Source organism: Paraburkholderia sp. J7, from assembly GCF_905220155.1.
Lineage (GTDB): Bacteria > Pseudomonadota > Gammaproteobacteria > Burkholderiales > Burkholderiaceae > Paraburkholderia.
Map to the genome: position 1 here is coordinate 82,927 of NZ_CAJMYZ010000009.1, position 18,317 is coordinate 101,243.

Consider the following 18,317-nt stretch of genomic DNA (forward strand, 5'->3'; position numbering starts at 1 on the left):
GACAAGATGTCCTTTGTGATTGTGATCGCCGCTTTGGCGTTCCTGATGCTGGTCGCCTACCGCGGCTACAGCGTCATTCTCTTTGCGCCCATCGCCGCGCTAGGCGCCGTCCTGCTGATCGATCCCGCCGCCGTCGCACCGGTTTTCTCGGGCATCTTCATGGAAAAGCTGGTCGGCTTCGTCAAGCTCTACTTCCCTGTGTTCCTGCTCGGCGCGGTCTTTGGTAAGGTCATCGAACTATCCGGCTTCTCCGAAGCCATCGTGGCCGCCGCGATCCGCTACATTGGCCGTTCGCGCGCCAATGCGGTAATCGTCGCGGTCTGCGCGCTGCTCACGTATGGCGGCGTCTCGCTCTTCGTCGTGGTGTTCGCCGTGTATCCGTTCGCGGCCGAACTCTATCGCCAGAGCAACATTCCCAAGCGCCTGATGCCCGGCGCCATCGCGCTCGGCGCATTCACGTTCACGATGGATTCACTGCCCGGTACGCCGCAGATCCAGAACATCATTCCCACCACGTTCTTCAAGACGACCGCGTGGGCCGCACCGTGGCTCGGCGTGATCGGCTCGGTCTTTATCATCGTGGTCGGTCTCACCTACCTCGAATGGCGCCGCCGCAGCGCCATGGCGAAGGGCGAAGGCTATGGCACGTCGCTCGTGAACGAACCGGAACGCGTCGAAACGGGCAATCTGCCGCATCCGGCGCTGGCCATTGCGCCGCTCGTGCTCGTTGGCGTCGCCAACTTCCTGCTGACGAAGTGGATTCCGCAGTGGTACGGCGACAGCTTCACCGTCGCGCCCGACGTGCTGCCCGGCATTCACGCACCCGTTACGGTGCCCGTTAAAAGCGTCGTGGCCATCTGGGCCGTTCAGGGTGCACTGCTGCTCGGCATTCTGCTCGTTATCGTCACGGCGTTTGGCCGCGTGAAGGAACGCTTCGCGAGCGGCACGAAAACCGCTGTGGGCGGCGCGCTGCTTGCCACGCTGAACACGGCGTCGGAGTACGGCTTCGGCGGCGTGATCTCGGCGTTGCCCGGTTTTATCGTGATCGGCAATGCGCTCAAAGCCATTCCGAATCCGCTCGTGAATGCGGCCGTGTCGGTTTCCGCGCTCGCGGGTATCACAGGCTCCGCCTCGGGCGGCATGAGCATTGCGCTCGCCGCCATGTCGGACACCTTCATCAAGACCGCTCAGGCCATGCATATTCCGATGGAAGTGCTCCACCGCGTGGTGGCCATGGCGAGCGGCGGCATGGATACGCTGCCGCACAACGGCGCGGTCATCACGCTGCTCGCGGTCACGGGCCTCACGCACCGCGAGTCGTATCGCGACATTTTCGCGGTGACCATCATCAAGACGCTCGCGGTCTTCTTCGTCATTGCCGTGTTCTATCTGACCGGCATCGTCTAACCGGCACTCATTCGAGGCTTCCTCATGCACCTCCCCGACACGCTCTCCCTCGCCGGAAAAACGGCCGTCGTCACCGGATCGACCAGCGGCATCGGTCTCGGCATTGCAACGGCGCTGGCCCGCGCTGGCGCCAATATCGTCCTGAACGGTTTCGGCGACCCCGCGCCGGCACTGGCGCAGATCGAAGCAACCGGCGTGCGCGCCGCGCATCACAACGCGGACATGAGCCGCCCTGCCGAAATCGAAGCCCTCGTGGCTTTTGCGGCGAGCACGTTCGGCGGCCTCGATATTCTTGTCAACAACGCGGGCATTCAGTACGTCGAAACGATCGAGAACTTCCCGGTTGAGCGCTGGGATCAGATCATCGCGATCAATTTGAGCGCGACATTTCACGCGACGCGTGCGGCGCTTCCCATCATGCGCGCGGCGGGTTGGGGACGCGTGATCAATATCGCTTCGGTTCACGGGCTGGTGGGCTCGGTCGGCAAGTCGGCCTACGTCGCGGCCAAGCACGGCGTGATCGGGCTCACCAAGGTGGCCGCACTGGAGACGGCGCGCAGCGGCGTGACCGTCAATGCAATCTGTCCGGGCTGGGTGCTCACGCCGCTCGTGCAGAAGCAGATCGACGATCTGGCCCACCGCGAGGCAATTTCCCTCGAAGACGCCACGCTGAAACTGCTCGGCGAAAAGCAACCGTCCGGCAGCTTTGCGACGGTCGAGCAGATTGGCGGCGTAGCGGCGTTTCTGTGCTCGGAGGCGGCGAACGAGATGCGCGGCGCCGAACTCAAGGTGGACGGCGGCTGGCTCGCGCAGTAAAAGTGGCAGTGGCGCGCGAGATCAATCGCGCGCCATGCGCCGCAGCCTCATGGCATGCAGCCGGTGGCTGAGCCCTTTGAATACACTGCTTTCGTGCGGGTCGCCGAAGTGAAACAGCACCGTGCACCGAATGCTGGAAGGCGCGCAGGCCTGATTCGCGTGCAACGAGCGCAAGCCCCAGATGAAGTAAAGATTACCCGGCTGCAACGTCACGACTTTCGCCGAAAGCCATTTCTGAACCTGCGGCAAGCGCCAGATCTTTCCAAGCAGCTTTTCCACGATTGCCTTCTCAACGATATTGACGATCGCAGAACGCCGCGCATTGCGTAGATTCGGGAACATCACGAGGTGGCCTGCCCGCTCGCCGGGGTCATTGGGAATCAGAACCGGCAACAAGATCGACACGGCATACGAGTCGTAGTGGAAATTGTTCGAGTGGCGGATTCCCTGCTCTCCCGAAAGCACTCGCATGACCGGGAGAATCGCGTCACTGGGCGGAGGTGTCCCCATCTTGCGCACATACAGCTGGCGCAATAACGCCTGCAGCCCCGCGTCTTCGAAAAGCGGGGCAAGACAGGTGCCGCTTATCCATTGCGCCCCGCTAAAGCCGAAGTATCGGGCGCCATTCTGCTCGACCAGCTCGGCTACGCCATTGCGAAGCTTTGCAAGCGTTGCGGGTGGCACGATGTCGTAGAGCACACCCACGCCGCCGTCGTCCATCGCCTTGGCAAGCGCTTGCGCACTCTGCACGTCTACCCGCGCAATTTCATCAAGCTGCCGTTCATCGTTCAGCGCGTTCATTGTGGTCCCTTGCGCAGCCTGATCGGTGAATACAGGCACACGTCAATGCAGACCGTAGACTGAGCGAAAAAACATTCGTGTTCCGTACGTCTTCGTACAGAACACCTGAACGCGTCGATTTATATGCCGGCTGGTTATTTCGGGTCGCCTTCTTTTTATCCCGACATGCCAGAAACGACGCTACCGCATACATTCGTTAGCTATCGCTTCGCGCCTGTTCGCCAGCCGCCCCTTCTGCGACCACCGGCCAGACCAGCTGTTCGAACTGCTCGGGCGCAACAGGCCTGGAATACAAATAGCCTTGCGCGAAATCGCAGCCCATGGTCTTGAGAAAATCCCGTTGCTCGACCGTTTCCACGCCTTCGGCGATGACCTGAATGCCCAGTTTGTGTGCAAGCACCACCATCGCCTCGCATAGCACCTGGTTGTTTTCGTCCACGCTCAGGTTCTGGACAAACGAGCGATCGATTTTCAGGTAATCGATATCGAAGCGCTTGAGATAGGCAAGCGAGGAATAGCCGGTGCCGAAGTCGTCGATCGAAAGGCCAATGCCCGCAAGACGGAAATCCAGCAGCCGCTCGTCGATATTCGACTCAGCCTGCAGCAACAGACCCTCGGTAATTTCCACCACCACGCTTTGTCCCGGCACGCCCTCACGATTGAGATACTCATGCCACCGCGCGCCAACCATGCTGTCCTGGCGGACCTGCACCGGCGACATGTTGACGCTGATCTGGAACGACGGATCATAGTGCTCGCGCCAGAGCCGCGCCTGTTGCACGGCTTGTCTGAACACCCAGTCGCCGATCGGAATGATGAGGCCGGTATCTTCCGCGAGCGGAATGAATTCCAGCGGGCTGATCATGCCCCGCTCGGGATGCAGCCAGCGAATCAGCGCCTCCGCTTTGCGCACCTGTCCCGTTGCCAGGTCGACAACCGGCTGATAAAGCAGCCGAAGCTGATCGCGAGGAAGCGCGGCACGCAGGTCGCTCGTCAGGCGCAAGCGCGTTTGCGCCTCCAGTTGCATGTCGGGCGTGAAGTAACTGAAGCGATTGCGTCCGGCATTCTTTGCCGCATACATGGCCTGGTCGGCGTTCTTGAACAGCGCGTCGAGTTCGACGGTGTCGTCGGGGAAGACGGTCACGCCAATGCTCGCCGAAATGTAGACCTCGTCCGCGCCGAGCTTGAATGGCTCGGTCAGTTTGCGATTGATGCTGCGCACGGTCTGCTCGACCGCCTCCAAGTCTTCCAGATCGGGCAGGATCACCGTGAACTCATCGCCGCCCAGTCGCGCGACGGTGTCCAGATTGCGCACGCACGCGCTAATGCGGCGCCCGGCCTCGATCAGCAGCACGTCGCCGCGGTCGTGGCCCAGCGAGTCGTTCACTTCCTTGAAGCGATCGAGGTCGATCAGCATCAGGGCCACGCGCCTTCCCGAACGGCTCGCGAGCGCCGCCTCCTCGGTCAGACGGTCGTGAAAGAGCTGCCGGTTTGGAAGCCCCGTCAGTGCATCGAAATTGGCCTGTTTCCAGATGGTGGCCTCGAACGCCATCCGGTCGGAGAGGTCGCGCCCCACCGCGAGCACGGAACTGACATGCCCGGAACGGTCGATCTCAGGCGTGATGCGAATATGGGTACATTGCTCCTGCCCGTCCTTGCCCGCCCACCTCAGTTCGAACTGCGCGCTTTTTCCCGTTGCGATGACGTCGGCAATCTTCCGTTCGTAGACCAGCGCATTCGCGCCGCCGGGAAGCTCCGAAGGCCGCTTGCCGAGCACGCTGGCGAGATCGCATCCCGCCGAGGTGCAAAAGGCCGGATTGGCAAACGTGCGGCGCAGCTCGCGGTCATATCGCGTGATCGTGTCGGGCGAGTTATCGATCAGCGTGCGCGCCTCGCGTTCGCGGGCGACGAGTTCCGCCGTTCGGTCGACGACCGTCTGCTCGAGCGTCGCATTGATTTCGTTGATCTTCTGAATCTTCTGCCTGATTGCCGCGCGCATGCGCTCAAAGCGCTGCGCCAGCCGGGCCAGTTCGTCCGGCCCTCCGGCCGAACCCGCCGCCTGCGCGCCTTCGTCCTCGACGGCGCCGGCATCCTCGCCCGTGTCGTGCATCCGGCGCACCAGGTCCTGCAACGGCGCCGAAATACTGATTGAAATAAACCAGGCAAGAAAAATGGAAAGCAGAAACCCAGAAATACCGACCACCACGATCTGGTTGCGTACGGCCTGCGCCTCCGCAGTGAGACTCTGTTCGGCAATCGTGCTGACCACGAACCAGCTCGTGCCGGGAATTCGGGCGTAAGCGGCAAGATAATGGCCGCCGTGTTGCGCGGCGAAATTGACGAACCGGCTCGATTCGCCCGATAGGCGATGGCGGACGATATCCGCGATCAGGCCGGGCTCGGGCGTGGCGCCCGGATTGGGCGACGCCGCATGATTCGGGACTACGATGATTTTGTTGTCGCTCGCGTCGAATACGTAGATCTCAGTCCCGCTGCCTGCCGCAACGTCGTTGAAGATCGTCGAGAAGTATTCGGGGCGAACGACCAGAACCAGACTACCGATCTTCGTGTTGTCGCTCTTGTTGTAGATGGCGCGCACCATCCCCAGGTTTTGCTGCCCCACCCCATCGTCGTAGCTGCCCCAGTAGGTGCGTTCCTGCGACTCTTGCGCGAGGCCGACGAGCGCCGTCACTCCCGTAGTCAACTGCGCAAAAGCCTGGGTATCCAGAATTTGGTCTTTCTGGTCGAGCAAATACTTTTGATTGATGAAATCGACCGACCCGTAGTGCTCCAGCAGCAAACGCGTCATGTCCTCGCGCGCCTCGCTCTGCTCTCTGGCGCCGCCGCTTGCCGCTCTCGCCAGTGCGCCCTGAACGCGATCCGAAAGCACGAGAAGATTGCTCTCTGATTCGATCTGCTGCATGCGCAGCTCGACATTTCTGGAAACCTGCCGCACCACCTCTTTCGAAAAGATCTCCGCGTTTTCCTTGATCGCCGCAACCGACTTCACATAGGAAATGCAGCCCGAAATGATAATGGGCAACAGCGCCAACAGAATGAAAGCGGCAATCAGCCGATAGCGAATCTCGACGCGTCGAAGCAAATCCTGGCAGAGGTAATCGAAAGCGCGTCGCAGCGACGCGGAGATCGAATTCATTTGTAGTGCATCTTCGCTTCAGTCTTGACCGAGAGGTCCAGGCGCTGCGCAGCCTGCCTGGGCGTGATTTTCCTGAGCAGCACATCCTGCATCAATTTATGCACCAGCTCAATCGTGTTGGAAGGAAGCGACGAATAATAGGGGCTCGCCGTGACCGGATAGCGGCTGACCGCATTCGTGTACTCGACGATCTCCACGTCGCTGACCACGGTGCCCATGCCTTGCTGAAACGGCGAAACGTTGTGGCGTTTCCTCTGTAGAATCGGAAATCCCTTGCCGGCGATGAATTCCAGAAAACGCATGGCCGCGGCCTTGTTGGGCGTTTCGCAAACGGCAAAACCCGTTTCGCTGCCGAACACCGGCACAACGCGTTCACCGCGCGCGTTCCATGGCGGCACGAACACGCCCACCGAGAAATCGTTTCCATTGAGCATGAGGCCGGCGGCCCAGCTGCCCTGAAACGCCATCGCCACCTTGCCTTCCTTGAACAGGCGAATGCCCTCGTCGTAGCCCGTCGTCATGAACGACGGCTGCGCGTAACCGCGCTCGGGAATCAGGGCGATCCTCGCGAAGATATCGGCCACCTGCGGCGTGTCGAGGTTCAGCGTGCCGTCCGCCATCTTCTCTTTCCAATGCGGCTCGTGCGCGACCACATTGTTGGCGAAGCCAGATGCGAATGGCCCGTTGCCGAGCATGTTCGGAAAGCCGCCGCTCCACATCACCGGAATCATTCCCGCCTGCTTGAGCTTGGCGCATACCGCCAGGAACTCATCGAAATTCGCCGGCAGCGTATCGATACCGGCCCTGGCGAACATGGCACGGTTGTAATAGATCATCGTCGTCGCCACACCGCCCGAAATGCCGAATCCTTTGCCGTCGCGGCTGGTCCAGTCGGACTTGAGCGGATCGAGCATGTGCTTCCATGCGGCGCTCTCGCGGACATCGGCGAGCACGCCCTGGTCGGCCAGCTCGGCCGCATAGGCGTTCGGATTGATGCTGACGAGGTCCGGCAGCGTGCCGGCCGCCACGCGTGGCTTGATGTTCTCCTCGACCGAATTGCCGACCATGAACTGCACGTTCACGTGCACGTCCGGATTGAGTTTGTCGAACTCGGCGGCGATCTGGAGCATTTCCTGCGGCCAGTCCGGCGCCCAGATCAATGCGGTGATGGTGGCCCGTGCCGGCGCGGCCTTGCTGCTCTGGGCGCTGTTCTGCTGATCGCAACCCAGGAGCAAGAGCATGCCGATCAAACCGGACAGCAGCCAGGCAAACTTGAATCCGTGCACGTAACGCTCGCTTTCAGTTCGGGAGTCGCAAACCAGGCACACAAACCCTTGACGCAGGGGAACCAGATTGCATATCGGCCAAAACCGGGCATCACTTGAGGAAACCTGTACTCGAGCGCGGCACGCGCTGACCGGCGAGCTGTGACGGACGAACGTTCACGCCCGTTCGCAAACGTTGGCGCAGCGCGCTGCGCCAACGTAGTCCAATAGCATTGAGTATTTTTGCGCAGACACAGAACGGGCGTGCGCGTTTGGCGCGCCATGGCACATCATGGCGCGGCGAGCGCAATGGCTCGCCGCCTTCGCTCACGCGACTTGTTTCAGTCGAGGGACGGGCTGCATTCGCAGTCGAGCGCCGCGACGCGCGCAGGCCGCTCCATTGCCGCAAGCCGCTGCAACGTCACGAGGCCGAACACAGCGAGTGCGCAACCGAGCACCAGATCGGCGCGAATGCCGGCACGGTCCACGATCGCGCCGCCCACCGACGAGCCAAGCGCAATCGCCACCTGGATCACGCTCACGAACATGGCCGACCCCGCTTCGGCCTGATCGGCCGTGCCACGCTGAATCCACACGGAAAAGCACAGCGGAATCGCGCCGAACGCCACGCCCCACATCAGCATCGCCGCGATTTCGCCAACGCGTACGTGGTCGAGCAGAATCATCGCCGAGAGCGCGCACAACAACAGCGCCGTCATCGTCGCCACGGCGAATTTCAAACGCGTGGCGACAAAAGCCGAAGTCAACGCGTTCGAGAAAAAGCCGATCACGCCGAAGGCGAGCAGCAGCAGCGTGATCGCGCTCATCGTAAAGTCTTGCTGAAGCAGCGGCGCAATGAACGTGTACGTCGAAAAATGCGCGCCGAACACGAGCGCGACCATCAGCATGCTCAGGCGCACATGCGGGCGGCGCAGCAGCGTGACGAAGTCGGCAAGACGCAATGCGGCAGCGGAAGGCAGCGACGGCACCAGCAATGCCTGAGCGATCAGCGCGAGCGCGACAAGACCGCCTGTCACGAAAAACGACATGCGCCACGAGGCAAGCCCGGCGATAAAGGTGCCGAGCGGCACGCCGATCACCGTTGCGCAGGTCACGCCAGTGAGGATGATGGCCGTTGCGCGCGCGGCGTCGCTCGTGTGCACGAGGCGCCCCGCTGCGGCCGTCGCAAGCGTCCAGAAGCCGCCGAGCGCCGCGCCGAGCATCGCGCGGCCCACCAGCATGAGCGCGAAATTCGTCGAAAGTGCGCAGACGATATCGGACGCGAGCAGCATGGCCGTGAGCAACAGAAAGACGTGGCGCCGATCCATGCGCCCCGCAAACATCATGAGGCCCGGCGCAAAAATCGCGGCCATCACGCCCGGCGTGGTCACCATGAGGCCAGCGGTGCCCGGCGTCACGCCAAGCTCGCGGGCGATTTCGGTGAGCAAACCAACCGGCAGGAACTCGGACGTCACGAACGCGAATGCGCTGATCGCCACGGCAAAGACGGACAACCACTGGCGCAGTGTCGTCTCTTGAAGCGGCGCGGGCGCAAGATTGGGAGAACGGTCGTTCATGTTTCGATGACTGTTTTGAGTGGGGCGAATAATAAAAGCCATTGTTCGGCAATTTCACACCAAAAAATGGGGAAAATCGCCGTTTAAATGGCCAATCGGGAATGGCGTTTAAATTAACATCAAAAAAAGAAACGCGTGCGGCCCGGCAATTGGCGGGGTCGGCAAAAGGGTTATGAACGGAATGTGACGCGGCCTGCCGCCCACAGGCTTGCGGGGCGGAGATGATGTCATTTCAGTCCCGGAAAAATAAACGATATTTTTCCGGGGAAAAGTTAGGCGTCGATTAGATGCTGATGCGTGCCGCCAGATAGCGGGCTGAAGACGCCGCGCGTCAACTCGCGCGCGAGCGCCGCACTGCGAGCAGCGCCGCGAGCGCCGCCACCACCGTGACCGGCACGCTCGCGCCAATCACCGTCGTGGCGCTCGCACCGCCCGCCAGCAGTTGCCCGGCCGCGAGCGGACCGACGATCGAACCCACGCGGCCCACTGCCACGGCCGCGCCCACGCCGGTGCCGCGCATGACGGTGGCGTAACTCGCGGCGGAAAGCGCATAGAGCATCGACTGCGCGCCCACCACGCCCATGCCCGCGAGCAGCACCGAAGCGCAGATCCAGAACAGGTTGCCCGCGCCCGCGAGCATGAAGAGCGATATTGCAATGCCCGCATAGACAGCCGCAACAACACGTCCAGGCTTCACGCGATCCATCAGCATGCCGATGCCGAGCACGCCGATTACGCTGCCTACGTTGAAGAAGATCTGCGTGACGCCGGCCTGGCTGCGCGTGAGGCCGCGGCTCACGATCAGGGAAGGCAGCCAGTTGAGCAGGAAGTACAGCACGATGAGCGTGCAGAAAAAGCTGATCCAGATCTGCGCGGTCACCGCGGCGCGGCCCTCGCCGAACAACACGCGCCACGTGGGCGGCGGGCCATCCTGCGCGGACTGCGCGCGGCTCGCAGCCGCTTCATAGGCGGCGGACTCCGGCAGGCAAGCGAGAATCAGCGGCGCAACCACGAGCGGCCCCACGCCGCCCGCATAGAAGATATGCCGCCATTGCGCATCGCCCGCACTGAGCACGCCGATCAGCGCCGCCAGCGCGCCGCCGAGCGGCATGCCGCAATACATGATGCTGACGGCCGTATTGCGCAGTCGCGGCGGCACGGCTTCGGCCGAAAGCGCGATCAGGTTCGGCATGGCGCCGCCAAGGCCGATGCCGGTCAAGACGCGCGCCACCAGCAGCGTGGTGAAACTCCCCACCTGGGCGGTGAAGATGGAGAACACGCCGAACGCCACCATCGAAAGCAGCAGCACGCGCTTGCGCCCGATGCGATCGGCGAGGCGTCCGCCGATCATCGCGCCGGGCAGGAGCCCGAGCATGCCCGCGCTGAACGCGAGCCCCATCTGGCTCACCGAAAGACCGAACTCGCGCGCCATACGCGGCGCGGCCACCCCTGTCGATTGCAGATCGACGCCCTCCAGCACCGCCACGATCAGACACAAACCCAGCACCCATGCGGTGCCCGCCGCCGTGCGCGCGCTCACCTGCGTAGTCGATGACGACACGTTGCCTCCTCGTTTTGTAACGGAATGTCGCGGCCTTTCACCGCGTCGGCACTAGTTAGCTACCCTAATCTAAGTGCTGAAAAATGATCAGACGTGCGGCAGCGGGGCGCGACAGCCCGCTTCGATGAGCTGCGACCGGTGATCGAATGCCGCGAGCGGATACGCGAAGAAGTAACGCGCCGTGGTGCACTTTTCCGCGTAAAACGGATCGCCCGCGGGTGCGTTCAGCGCAATACGCAGCGTTCGCGCCCAGGCAAACGCGAGCAGCAGCCAGCCGAGGAGCGCAAGATAATCGTCGGCTACGCGGTAGGGCAACTCGCGATCGTCTGCACTGCCCTGCCCGATTTCGCCTGTGATGCGTTGCACGTCAGCGACCAGCGCATCGAGCCGTGTACCCGCGCCACTGAGCGCCCGATCGTCGGATGCCGTACAGCGCGCGGCTTCCGCCGCGATATGCGCCAACAAGCCGCGCAACGCCTCGCCGCCGTCGCCCAGCACCTTGCGCACAAGCAGATCGACTGCCTGAATTTCGTTCGTGCCTTCGTAGAGCATGGCGACGCGACTGTCGCGCACGGTCTGCTCCACGCCGTACTCGTGAATGTAGCCGTAGCCGCCGAATACCTGCAGTGCGCTCGACGCCGCCGCAAAGCCATTGGCAGTAAAGAACGCCTTGGCAACGGGCGTGAGCAGCGAGGCGAGCTGCCCGGCCGCCTGGCGCTCATGCGCGTCGGGGTGGCGCGCGGCCACGTCTAGCCAGTAACCGATCCAGTAGCCGATGGCACGCTCGCCTTCCACGGTTGCGCGCAGATCGAGCAGAATGCGCCGCATGGCCGGATGAAACGCAATCGGTGCGGGCTTTCCCGGCTCCCCCTCATAATGCGCTGGCGCGCTTACGGCGCGCATCTGCGCGCGCTCTTGCGCATAGGCGTGGGCGCGCTGCCACGCAAGCTGCGCATGCCCTACGCCCTGCATCGCCACCTGCAGGCGCGCCGCGTTCATCATCACGAACATCGAAGCGAGGCCGCGGTGCGGCTCGCCGACCAGCCAGCCCAGCGCCTGCTCGAAACGCATCGAGCAGGTCGGGCTCGCCTTCAGGCCCATCTTCTTTTCGATGCCTTCGCAATGCACGCCGTTGCGCACGCGCGCGCCGTCCTCACCCACGGTCCATTTCGGCACCACGAAGAGCGAGAGGCCCTTCGTGCCCGGCGGCGCATCGGGCAAACGCGCGAGCACGAGGTGCACGATGTTCCCGGTTAGATCGTGATCGCCACCCGTGATGAAGATCTTGCTGCCGTCGATACGCCACGCTTCGTGCGCCGCATCGGGCGTCGCTCGCGCGCGCAGCAGCGCGAGATCGCTGCCCGCCTGCGGCTCGGTCAGGCACATCGTGGTGAGCCACTCGCCGCTTGCGATCCTGGGCAGCCAGTCGCGCTTGAGCGTATCGGAGCCGTGCGCCAGAAGGCACGCGGTCGCACCGTGCGTGAGGCCGGGCGACATCAGCCACGCATGGTTGGCCGCCGCGAGCATTTCCTGGAGTGCGACTTCGAGCAGTTGCGGCAAGCCCTGACCGCCCGCTTCGGCGTCGAGCGCGAGCGTGGGCCAGCCTGCCGTCACGAAGTCCGCATATGCCTCGCGAAAGCCCGCTGGCGTCGAGACCTCGCCGCCCTCGAAGCGGCAGCCTTCGAGGTCGCCAGCCGGGTTTAACGGCGCGATGCGTTCCGTTACGAAACGCGCGGCTTCTTCGAGCACCTGCTGCGCCATCGAACTGTCGAGGTCTTCCCAGGCGGGCACGCTACGCCACCATCCGGGCGCGTCGATCCATTCGTCGATCACGAAGCGCATGTCGCGCAGCGGAACCTGATAGTCGAGACTCATCGTGACCGTTCCTCAAACCTGCTGCAAATGACGCGCGAAGATCACGCGCGCGCTGGCAGCGTGCTCGCCACGCGCGGCATAGAGCGCGTTCACGAGCGCCGCGCGCTGGCTCAACACCACGCGCTGATTGATCGACCCCTTGTCGGTGATCTCGCCAAGATCGAGCGAAGGCGGCGCGTCCATCACGTGAAGCCGTGTGATGAGCGTCGCGCTGCCCGTTGCCTCGCGGTTCAGCCGCTCCATCAGGTCGGCAAAGAAGTCCCGCACGGCGGCCGAGTCCAGAACGTCGCGCACGGCCGCGCCGGCGTCGAGCCCCGCCAACCGGCGGCAATCGTCCAGGCGCGGGAAGATCAGCACGCCAATGTCGTCGCGGTCCATGCCCGCGATCACCGCGTCCTGCACATACGGCGCGCCACCCGAAACGATGCGCGCGCGCATCGGCCCCACGCTCACGAACGTGCCTGAGCTGAGCTTGAAGTCTTCGGCAATGCGCCCGTCGAACAGCAGGCCCAGTTCGGGCCGCGCGGCATCGACGAACCGCACGGCGTCGCCGGTGCGGTAGTAGCCCTCTTCGTCGAACACGCCGTGACGATCCGTCTCGTTCGCGCGCCAGTAGCCGCTCATCACGTTCGGTCCGCGAAAGCGTGCTTCGAGCTTGCCGTCCACCGGCACGAGACGCGTCTCGCAGCCCGGAGCAGGCAGGCCGATATAGCCCGCGCCCATCACCGGCCCGGTCGTGAAGAGGCACGACGGCGCGGTCTCGGTCATGCCAAGCCCCGCCATGATGCGGATGCGCTCGCCGCAATGGGCCTGCGTCACGCGTTCGAGCCGGTCCCACGCCGCCTGCGAGAGCCCCGCGCCCGCGAAGAAGTACATCTTCACGCGCGAGAAAAACGTCTCGCGCAGGCGCACGTCGGTTTCGAGCGCCACGGTCAGTTCTTCCCAACCCTTGGGCACATTGAAGTAGAGCGTCGGCGCGATTTCGCGCAGGTTGCGCAGCGTCTCTTCGAAGCGGCCCGCAACCGGTTTGCCGTCGTCGATATAGAGCGTGCCGCCGTTGTAGAGCGCAATGCCCACATTGTGGCTGCCGCCAAAGGTGTGATTCCAGGGCAGCCAGTCCACCAGCACAGGCGGCTCCATGCCGAACTGCGGAAAGGTTTGCAGCAGCATCTGCTGATTGCTGCACAGCATGCGGTGCGTGGTGGGCACGGCCTTGGGCAGACGCGTCGAGCCCGAAGTGAAGAGGAACTTCGCGATCGTGTCGCCATTCACGCGCGCTTGCGCGGCTTCAATGCTGCCCGGCTGCGTCTCGAGTAACGCCGCAAACGGCGTCTCGCGGCGCGCGCCGCCAGCCGGTGTCACCACCACGCGCTCGATAGCGTCAGGCACTGCGGCATCCAGCGCTGCCGCGAAAGCGGGGCCATCAGCGGCAAATACGAGGCCTGGGTTGAGCAACCCCAGCGTGTGCCGCAGCTTGCTGTAGTCGCTCGACACGAGCGAATACGCGGGCGATATGGGCGCATAGGGCACGCCGGCCCACAGCGCACCGAACGCCATTTGCAAATGTTCGAGATCGTTGCCCGAAAGCAGCGCGACCGGGCGCTGCGCGGACAAACCCCGCGCGATCAAGGCCTGCCCGATCGCGCGTGCGCGTTCGAGCATCTGCGCGTAGCTGATGCCCTGCCACTGCCCGTCGGCGCCGCGGCGCGCCACGAGCCAGCGGTCCGGATGCGCGCGCGCACCACTCACGAGGCGGTCGGTCACGCGCTCGGGGAACTCGCCTAGCGACTCGGTCGAGCGCAAATACCAGCACTCGCCACGCCGCTCGATCTGCGGCGCGGCCGAGCCGATCGCAACGGCGCGGTAGCCGGCGAAGTCCGGCTGCACGCGCGCGCGCGCATGCGTTTGGGTCGGCTCTGAATCCAAAGCCTGTCTCCTTTGCCTGGCCGGTGCCGGGCGGCGCCGTATGTCGACGCAGCCGGCCCGGTAGTTCATGTTGTGAGCGCGTTCAGATCGGATAGTGGCGCGGGCCGGTCTGCACGGTGATCCAGCGCAGGTCCGTGAATTCGGCGATCGAAGCCTTGCTGCCGAAGCGCCCATAGCCGCTCGCCTTCACGCCGCCGAACGGCATTTGCGCTTCGTCGTGCACCGTTGGCCCGTTGATATGGCAGATGCCCGATTCGACACGCTTCGCCACACTCATCGCGCGCGCGATATCGCGGCTGAACACGGCCGCCGAAAGACCGTATTCGCTGTCGTTTGCCACCTGCAGCGCTTCGTCGTCGCCATCCACGCGCTGCACCGTCACCACGGGGCCGAACGATTCGTCGGCATAGAGCTTCATCTCGCGCGTGACGTTTTCGACGATCACAGGCTGCATGATCGCGCCGTTCACTTCGCAACCGAGCGGCAGTTTCGCGCCCTTTTCGCGTGCGTCTTCCACGAGCGCGCGGATACGCCGCGCCGACGCTTCGCTCTCCAAAGTACCCAGCACCGAGCCCGGCTGCGTGGGGTCGCCAGCCTTCAGCGTGCGCGCCTTCTCAACGAGTTTTTCCATGAACGCATCGGCAATCTTGCGATCGACGATCACGCGCTCCGTCGACATGCAGATTTGCCCCTGGTTGAAGAACGCGCCGAATGCGATGCCTTCCACTGCCGCGTCGAGGTCGGCGTCGTCGAGCACGAGCACCGGGGCCTTGCCGCCCAGTTCGAGCAGTGCCGGTTTCAGATGCCGTGCGCAATGCTCGACGACGACGCGGCCCACGCGCGTCGAGCCCGTGAAGTTCACGCGCTTGACGGCGGGGTTGGCGATCAGACGCTCGACGATGGCCGGCGCATCTTCCGGTGCATGCGTGAGCACGTTCACAACGCCCTCGCCGAGACCTACCTCGTTGAGCACGGCGCCGATCAGCGCATGCACGCCGGGACACCCTTCCGAAGCCTTCAGCACCACCGTATTGCCGCACGCGAGGGGCATGGCGAGCGCGCGCGTGGCGAGAATCACCGGCGCGTTCCAGGGCGCCATGCCGAGCACGACGCCGCACGGCTGGCGCACGGCCATCGCGAGACTGCCGGGCACGTCGGAGGGGATCACTGCGCCGTCGATCTGCGTGGTCATGGCAGCCGCTTCGCGCAGCATGTTGGCCGCGAGCATCACGTTGAAGCCGTACCAGTTCGCCATCGCCCCCGTTTCCGCCGCGCCAATGGCGATGAAATCCGTTGTGCGCGCATCCATTTTGTCCGCGGCGGCTAGCAGGCGCTTGCGGCGCTCCGTGGGCGTGAGCGCGGCCCACGCGGGAAACGCGCGCGCGGCGGCGGCCACCGCCGCGTCGGCATCTTCCAGCGTGGCGGCTGCCGCGCGCGTGGCCACCGCGCCCGTTGCCGGATTGATGCGCTCGAAGGTCTTGCCACTCGATGCGGCGCGCGCCGCGCCGCCGATCAAGAGTCCGGTTTCATGCATGCTGTTGTCTCCTCTATCCTTGTGCGTTGCGAACGATTAGCGCTTGTATGCCTGCAGGCCCGGCTTGATGCTCTTCTCGTCGAGGAACTGCTTGAGACCCTGCTCACGGCCGCCTTCCTTGTCGCGATGGTTGGCCTGGTCGAGCTTCGCGTAGAGGTAGTCCTCGTTCTGCTCCCAGGTCAGTTCGCGCGAACGCTTGAAACCATGCTTCGCGTTGCGCAGCACGACCGGGTTCTTGTCGAGCAGCTTTGCGGCGAGCGCGATCGTTTCTTCGCGCAGTTGCGCGAGCGGCACGCTCTTGTTGACGAGACCCATTTTCGCGGCCTGCTGGCCCGTGAACGTATCGCCCGTCATGATGTAGTAAAGCGCCTCGCGGTGCCCCACCGTATCGGCCATTGCCTTGCTCACGAGGTTGCCCGGCGGAATGCCCCAGTTGATTTCCGAAAGGCCGAACGTCGCTTCGTCGGCGGCAATCGCGAGATCGCACGCCACGAGCGGCGAAAAGCCGCCACCAAAGCACCAGCCGTTCACCATCGCGATGGTCGGCTTCGAATACATGCGCAGCAGTTGCCATTGCCAGCGGCTCGCGTCGCGGCGAATGCGTTCCTGCAGCACGTCGGGGCCCGCATCGACTTCGCGGAAATATTCCTTCAGGTCCATGCCGGCCGTCCACGCCGAGCCTTCGCCGGTCAGCACGAGCACCTGCGCTTCGCCGTCGAGCTCGAGCGTTTCGAGCACGTCGATCATCTCCTTGTTCAGCGTCGGGCTCATGGCATTGCGCTTTTCCGGCCGGTTGAACGTGACCCAGGCGATGCCGCCCTCGACCGCGACCTTGACCGTTTTCCAGCGACCTTCGTAACCCATTCTCTATCTCCGTAGACACTGCCGCACTCGCGGCTTGAAATCAATTTACTATCAGGCTACCTGATATGTAAAGTAGAATATGATCTCGTCGGTACAAACCCGTAAAACGCGATGAACCCAAAAACTTCCCCCACCGTGCCGCGCGCCCGAACCGCGCAGCAGAGTGCCGAAGGCAGCCCGCACGCCGTGCCGCGCATGCGCCTGAGCTACCTGATCGGCCAGCTCGACCGCGTCGTCTCGCGCCGTTTGACGGAAGCGCTCGCGCGCCACGGTCTCACGCTGCCGCAATACACCGCGCTTTCCGTGCTGCGCGCGCGCGGGCGCTCCTCCAATGCGCAACTCGCCGAGCGCTCGTTCATCACGCCGCAGGCCGCCAACGAAGTCGTCAAGACGATGGAGGCAAACGGCTGGGTCATGCGCGAAGCCGACCCGATGAACCGACGCGTGGTGCTGCTCTCGCTCACCGAGGCAGGCAACGCGCTGCTGGGCGAATGCGACGCCGCCGCCGATCACGTGGAAGGCGCAATGCTCGACGATATGGACAACGAAACAGCTGAGAAGCTACACGCGCTGCTGCATGCCTGCGTGCGCAATCTGCGCGCCGCCTGAGGCGAGCATGCGGAGAATGACAAAAAGGAGGAGACACCCTTGAACATCGACCCGCTCGTTGCCATCGACACGCACGTTCACGCCGAAGTGTCGTGTTGCCAGCCGCCCGACCTCTTCGCGAAGGAATTCGACGAGGCCGCCGACAAATATTTCGGCACCGTGCTCAAGCAGGGCCGCCGCCCGACGATTCCGGAAACGATCGAGCACTATCGCGAACGCAAGATCGGCTTCGTGATGTTCACGGTGGATTGCGAAGCGAATATCGGGCGCCGCCGCATCGACAACGAAGAAATCGCCGACTTCGCGCAGCAAAACGCCGACATCATGATCGCGTTCGCCAGCATCGACCCGCACAAGGGCAAGTTCGGCGCACGCGAGGCGCGGCGGCTGATCGAGGAGCACGGCGTGCGCGGCTTCAAGTTTCACCCCACCATGCAGGGCTTTTTCGCCAACGACCGGCTGGCGTATCCGCTCTACGAGGTGATTGCCGAATTTGGCCTGCCCGCCGTGTTCCATAGCGGCCACTCGGGCATGGGCTCGGGCATGCGCGGCGGCGGCGGATTGCGCCTGAAGTATTCGGAGCCGATCTATCTCGACGATGTGGCCGCCGACTTCCCCGACATGAAGATCGTGATCGCGCACCCGTCGTGGCCGTGGCAGGAGCAGGCGCTTTCCATCGCGCTGCACAAGCCCAACGTCTATATCGACCTGTCGGGCTGGTCGCCGAAGTACTTCTCGCCGGAGCTGGTGAAGTACGCGAATACGCTGTTGCGCGAGCGGGTGCTGTTCGCTTCGGACTTTCCCTTGATCCGCCCCGACCGTTGGCTCGCCGATTTCGATACGCTCGACATCAAGCCGGAAGTGCGGCCCTTGATCCTCAAGGAGAATGCGGTGCGGCTGCTGGATCTCGCGGCAAAGCCCTGAA

The 18,317-nt window shown here is 63.7% G+C and carries 13 protein-coding genes; 4 read left to right on the top strand and 9 right to left on the bottom strand.

Annotated features, from left to right (window positions below):
• The first annotated feature begins 6 nt into the window (after positions 1 to 6).
• Both U5A58_RS16405 and U5A58_RS16410 read left to right on the top strand, forming a co-directional pair.
• Complete coding sequence (locus U5A58_RS16405; protein WP_321911255.1) at positions 7 to 1,407, top strand: GntP family permease; 1,401 nt, start codon at positions 7 to 9, stop codon at positions 1,405 to 1,407.
• A gap of 24 nt (positions 1,408 to 1,431) precedes the next feature.
• Positions 1,432 to 2,223: a 3-hydroxybutyrate dehydrogenase gene (locus U5A58_RS16410; protein ID WP_321962223.1), complete on the top strand. Its 792-nt coding sequence runs from the start codon at positions 1,432 to 1,434 to the stop codon at positions 2,221 to 2,223.
• 21 nt (positions 2,224 to 2,244) lie between these two features.
• Here the strand turns inward: U5A58_RS16410 and U5A58_RS16415 are convergent, their stop codons facing one another.
• The 9 genes from U5A58_RS16415 to U5A58_RS16455 form a co-directional block, all read right to left on the bottom strand.
• Positions 2,245 to 3,024 (bottom strand): hypothetical protein, encoded by a 780-nt coding sequence (locus U5A58_RS16415; RefSeq protein WP_321962224.1) that lies wholly within the window; start codon positions 3,022 to 3,024, stop codon positions 2,245 to 2,247.
• A gap of 196 nt (positions 3,025 to 3,220) precedes the next feature.
• Positions 3,221 to 6,181, bottom strand: a complete 2,961-nt coding sequence (locus U5A58_RS16420) for an EAL domain-containing protein (RefSeq protein WP_321962225.1) — start codon at positions 6,179 to 6,181, stop codon at positions 3,221 to 3,223.
• The gene (locus U5A58_RS16425) at positions 6,178 to 7,422 is read right to left on the bottom strand and encodes an ABC transporter substrate-binding protein (RefSeq protein ID WP_321962363.1); all 1,245 of its coding nucleotides are present in this window, start codon (positions 7,420 to 7,422) and stop codon (positions 6,178 to 6,180) included. Before U5A58_RS16425 ends, U5A58_RS16420 begins: the two co-directional genes overlap by 4 nt.
• A gap of 365 nt (positions 7,423 to 7,787) precedes the next feature.
• Positions 7,788 to 9,023, bottom strand: coding sequence for an MFS transporter (locus U5A58_RS16430; protein ID WP_321962226.1), 1,236 nt, complete (start codon positions 9,021 to 9,023; stop codon positions 7,788 to 7,790).
• 331 nt (positions 9,024 to 9,354) lie between these two features.
• Positions 9,355 to 10,584, bottom strand: a complete 1,230-nt coding sequence (gene mhpT, locus U5A58_RS16435) for a 3-(3-hydroxy-phenyl)propionate transporter MhpT (protein WP_321962227.1) — start codon at positions 10,582 to 10,584, stop codon at positions 9,355 to 9,357.
• A gap of 87 nt (positions 10,585 to 10,671) precedes the next feature.
• Entirely contained in the window at positions 10,672 to 12,459 is a 1,788-nt protein-coding gene (locus U5A58_RS16440; RefSeq protein WP_321962228.1) for an acyl-CoA dehydrogenase family protein, read from the bottom strand.
• A gap of 12 nt (positions 12,460 to 12,471) precedes the next feature.
• Positions 12,472 to 14,385, bottom strand: a complete 1,914-nt coding sequence (locus U5A58_RS16445) for a feruloyl-CoA synthase (RefSeq protein WP_321962229.1) — start codon at positions 14,383 to 14,385, stop codon at positions 12,472 to 12,474.
• Positions 14,386 to 14,467: 82 nt separating this feature from the next.
• Positions 14,468 to 15,919 carry an aldehyde dehydrogenase gene (locus U5A58_RS16450; RefSeq protein WP_321962230.1) on the bottom strand — a complete coding sequence of 484 codons (1,452 nt, stop codon included), beginning with the start codon at positions 15,917 to 15,919 and terminating at the stop codon, positions 14,468 to 14,470.
• A 36-nt stretch (positions 15,920 to 15,955) separates the two neighbouring features.
• A complete protein-coding gene (locus U5A58_RS16455; protein ID WP_321962231.1) occupies positions 15,956 to 16,783 on the bottom strand; it encodes a p-hydroxycinnamoyl CoA hydratase/lyase in 828 nt (275 codons plus the stop codon).
• A gap of 111 nt (positions 16,784 to 16,894) precedes the next feature.
• Here U5A58_RS16455 and U5A58_RS16460 point away from each other — a divergent pair, with 111 nt between their 5' ends.
• Positions 16,895 to 17,392: a MarR family transcriptional regulator gene (locus U5A58_RS16460; RefSeq protein WP_321962232.1), complete on the top strand. Its 498-nt coding sequence runs from the start codon at positions 16,895 to 16,897 to the stop codon at positions 17,390 to 17,392.
• 39 nt (positions 17,393 to 17,431) lie between these two features.
• The gene (locus U5A58_RS16465; RefSeq protein WP_321962233.1) at positions 17,432 to 18,316 is read left to right on the top strand and encodes an amidohydrolase family protein; all 885 of its coding nucleotides are present in this window, start codon (positions 17,432 to 17,434) and stop codon (positions 18,314 to 18,316) included.
• Position 18,317: the final 1 nt, after the last annotated feature.

Bases quoted from the DNA above. Each gene is read 5' to 3' on its own strand.
- U5A58_RS16405 (WP_321911255.1), top strand. From the start codon at position 7: ATGTCCTTTGTGATTGTGATCGCCGCTTTGGCGTTCCTGATGCTGGTC.
- U5A58_RS16410 (WP_321962223.1), top strand. From the start codon at position 1,432: ATGCACCTCCCCGACACGCTCTCCCTCGCCGGAAAAACGGCCGTCGTC.
- U5A58_RS16415 (WP_321962224.1), bottom strand. From the start codon at position 3,024: ATGAACGCGCTGAACGATGAACGGCAGCTTGATGAAATTGCGCGGGTA.
- U5A58_RS16420 (WP_321962225.1), bottom strand. From the start codon at position 6,181: ATGAATTCGATCTCCGCGTCGCTGCGACGCGCTTTCGATTACCTCTGC.
- U5A58_RS16425 (WP_321962363.1), bottom strand. From the start codon at position 7,422: ATGCTCTTGCTCCTGGGTTGCGATCAGCAGAACAGCGCCCAGAGCAGC.
- U5A58_RS16430 (WP_321962226.1), bottom strand. From the start codon at position 9,023: ATGAACGACCGTTCTCCCAATCTTGCGCCCGCGCCGCTTCAAGAGACG.
- U5A58_RS16440 (WP_321962228.1), bottom strand. From the start codon at position 12,459: ATGAGTCTCGACTATCAGGTTCCGCTGCGCGACATGCGCTTCGTGATC.
- U5A58_RS16450 (WP_321962230.1), bottom strand. From the start codon at position 15,919: ATGCATGAAACCGGACTCTTGATCGGCGGCGCGGCGCGCGCCGCATCG.
- U5A58_RS16455 (WP_321962231.1), bottom strand. From the start codon at position 16,783: ATGGGTTACGAAGGTCGCTGGAAAACGGTCAAGGTCGCGGTCGAGGGC.
- U5A58_RS16460 (WP_321962232.1), top strand. From the start codon at position 16,895: ATGAACCCAAAAACTTCCCCCACCGTGCCGCGCGCCCGAACCGCGCAG.